Source organism: Pseudomonadota bacterium, from assembly GCA_018242545.1.
Lineage (GTDB): Bacteria > Pseudomonadota > Alphaproteobacteria > 16-39-46 > 16-39-46 > 16-39-46.
The window spans coordinates 1-2,929 of the sequence record JAFEBT010000102.1; the positions used below are offsets into that span (position 1 = coordinate 1).

The following is a 2,929-nucleotide window of genomic DNA, read 5'->3' on the forward strand; positions in this document are numbered from 1 at the left end:
TGTTCTATTTTTCCTTACTTTTCAATCTTTTATTAAAAGTGACGGGTAGTGAGATCATATCCATCTTCTTCTGCTTGCAAGGTTGCAAGCCTCCCATTTTGATAATTAGAAATGCATTTAATGCGAGCAGGCATCGCAATATCTGAAATACGTTGCCAACTGCTTACACAAACATGAATACCCTCCTCAGTGTTTTTTAATTTTCTGGCGTAGGGAAAAGCGTGTACAGAAAGCATCGTTGGGCCACGGGTATTGATTGCACCAGGCCCAGAAATAGAGCAAGCACATCTAATGTAGATATCTTCTTTAAACTGATTATGATCAATTAAGTTCCATATCCAATCTTTCAGTTGATCTTTTGTAAAATCATAGTCCATACGCATGAGTTTAATGGATTGGAAAAGTCTCTCTAAATGTTCTTCTAATGCAAAAATTGCCATAGAATTTTCATCTTCTCTCCAATAACCCCTTATCCCTTCAAATACAGAAGCAGCATATTTGAATGTTACCGAATTCAAAGGAAGTATTGCTTTAGAGCACTCTATAATTTTTCCATTAATTAAAAAAGGGTATGTTGCCTTATTCATTTATGAGTCTCCATAATTTTCTTTTGATTAACCATTATTAAATCTCATCTTAAATCTTTTTATCTGACCAATATTTTTCTTTATTAACAGCTCTCTTTTAGAGATTTTATTTCACTTAGAAAGGAGAGAAAAATAAAAGCTCCTATGATTCATTCAAAAAAATCCTTAATTTTGATAAAGTCGTGATTCTTTTCTGTCTCCCTATATATAAAATTTGCTAAGGCAATATTTAATATTCCCAACCCCATAGGAGATACTATAGTTGTTTTTTTTCGATCTATCGTAATTTCATTTGCAATTAACTGTCCTATGGTTCCATTTATAAAATCTATATTTACATATTTTTGCAGTGCAAGATGAGGACTTGTATTTGCTTGTTTCGTGCTTGCATTCCTTACATGGTCTATATCATCTACAATATTATTACATTTTACTAGAACCTCCTGCATGATGTCCCTGAGAGATATATGCAATATAATTGCATCATTTTTAATTTTGTACAAATCATCAATGTAAGGTTTGTTTGTTGTTGTGATTAGTATTAATAAATTAGACTCGTTTACAAGATCTTCTTTCCTATTTTTAATAAGTATTTTTCCTGAGAATTTTATATTATTTTCCTTAAGCAACCATATAAATTTTTCTACTCTTTCTTCTAATAAATCGTGCAATATAATACTATCTATATTGTAATTTTGTAAACACAAGTACCTCAGAATATTGAAAGCTATTTTTCCTGTCCCTAATATGCCTACGACATTTATATTTTTATTTATCATGAGCTTATCAGCCGCAACAACCGCTGAATACGCTGTTCTTATGGTACTAATTAAACTTCCTTCAATACAAGAAAAAGGATATCCAGTCTCATAATCATTTAAAATGATAACAGCTGAGGCTCTGTTTAATCCTTTTTTTATATTGTCTGGATTGCTCGCAATCCATTTTATTCCGCCGATCCTTGGGTTGTATGTTATGGAGGCAGGTAAAGCTATTATTCTTGAATTTGGTTTATCTGGATATCTTAAAAAATAACTTGGAGGATTAACTGTTTCTTTCTTATAATGACTTCTATAAGCTTTTTTTATTAAGGCATAGATGCTTTCATGATTATTGAATGCTACATTTCTTACTTGACTTTCTGTAATAATCGAAAAAATAGGTTTCATTTTTTACTTCTTTCTTGAGATATTTTCTATGTTTATGGCTCGAAAATTATTATTTACTATTCTAGATGGTCTACTTTTCTTTTAAGATTCATAATATTAAATATACACAATCAAAAATATTTTGATGTCAACTATGAAAATATATAATTAATTTTAAGAATCATATCTTTATGAAAATTTATTCCAGAACAATAAAAGACGTTGATGAAGACATATCGTTGTGAAGAGATATATTATTGTTATATGGCTTTATAATAGTATCAGAAGGAATTTCTTTTCTAAGAATCCTATGTTTGCCTCCAAAAAAGTTTGCATAGGAGTTTTTCCATAACAAAACTTTCCCTTAATTAGGCCATACTTCATTATACGCAAAAAGCCACAGATCAAGATCTTTCTGAAGCTCTTCTAAAGAAGAAAATTTTTTCTCTTTTAAAGCAATACCATAAAATTCGGTTTTTAAAGTTTTATAAAAACTTTTAAAAATTTTACTAACCTGCAGATCAGAATCTTTTGTTATATAATGATCAATATTTGCAAGAGCGATGTATAACTGAAAGATATGATTTCCACCTTGTCCGGAATACGCCGTGTCATGATCTGTTAGAAGCCGTAAAAGTGGAATTCCTTGCTCCTCAAAGAAAAAAAGAATGCAACCAGTTAGAAAATCTGCAGCAGTAGCAGCTGTTTTTTCCGTATAAAGTTTTATAAGAACAACGCGTGCATAAGTATCCATAAATGTTTGTTGATAGACATGCCCAATATCTTTAAAAATTCCTACGAAAGAGGTATCTTGCACCCCTAAATATCCTGGAAATCTGGGCTCTATATAAGTTTTCTTTCTTTGTTTTCTTTTTTTCAAACCAGGAAGTTGTTTTTCTATTAAGCAAGGATTCCCTGAATCAATTCTAAAACTATCGTTTTTGATAAAATGTAAAATTTTATTTTTTAAAAAAAGCTTATTTGAATTTCTTTTTTGAAGAAACTCTTCTCTTTTTTTATTATTAAAGTCCTTAGACTGATAAAAAATGTGTTGTCTATATTCCTCTGTTTTATTTTGGGATTTATTTTTAAAGTCTTTTATAAAATTTAAAAAACTAACTTTTGGGTATAACTTCATTTTGATGAGGGGTTACTCCGAACAATCTTAAAAAAACTGTTGGACTTTTCTTTACT

General features: G+C 29.8%; 3 protein-coding genes. All 3 read right to left on the reverse strand.

Annotation, left to right across the window (positions count from 1 at the left end; translation table 11 throughout):
- Positions 1 to 32 precede the first annotated feature (32 nt).
- The 3 genes from JSS34_08640 to JSS34_08650 all read right to left on the reverse strand — a co-directional run bounded on the left by JSS34_08640 (position 33) and on the right by JSS34_08650 (position 2,552).
- Positions 33 to 587 carry an aminotransferase class IV gene (locus JSS34_08640; protein MBS0186364.1) on the reverse strand — a complete coding sequence of 185 codons (555 nt, stop codon included), beginning with the start codon at positions 585 to 587 and terminating at the stop codon, positions 33 to 35.
- 149 nt (positions 588 to 736) lie between these two features.
- On the reverse strand, positions 737 to 1,756 hold the full coding sequence (gene sbnB / locus JSS34_08645; protein ID MBS0186365.1) for a 2,3-diaminopropionate biosynthesis protein SbnB: 1,020 nt from the start codon (positions 1,754 to 1,756) through the stop codon (positions 737 to 739).
- Between the two features lie 343 nt (positions 1,757 to 2,099).
- Entirely contained in the window at positions 2,100 to 2,552 is a 453-nt protein-coding gene (locus JSS34_08650; GenBank protein MBS0186366.1) for a DDE-type integrase/transposase/recombinase, read from the reverse strand.
- Between the last annotated feature and the right edge of the window lie 377 nt (positions 2,553 to 2,929).

Excerpts from the sequence above, each read along its gene's own strand:
- JSS34_08640 (MBS0186364.1), bottom strand. The coding sequence starts at position 587 with ATGAATAAGGCAACATACCCTTTTTTAATTAATGGAAAAATTATAGAG.
- sbnB (MBS0186365.1), bottom strand. The coding sequence starts at position 1,756 with ATGAAACCTATTTTTTCGATTATTACAGAAAGTCAAGTAAGAAATGTA.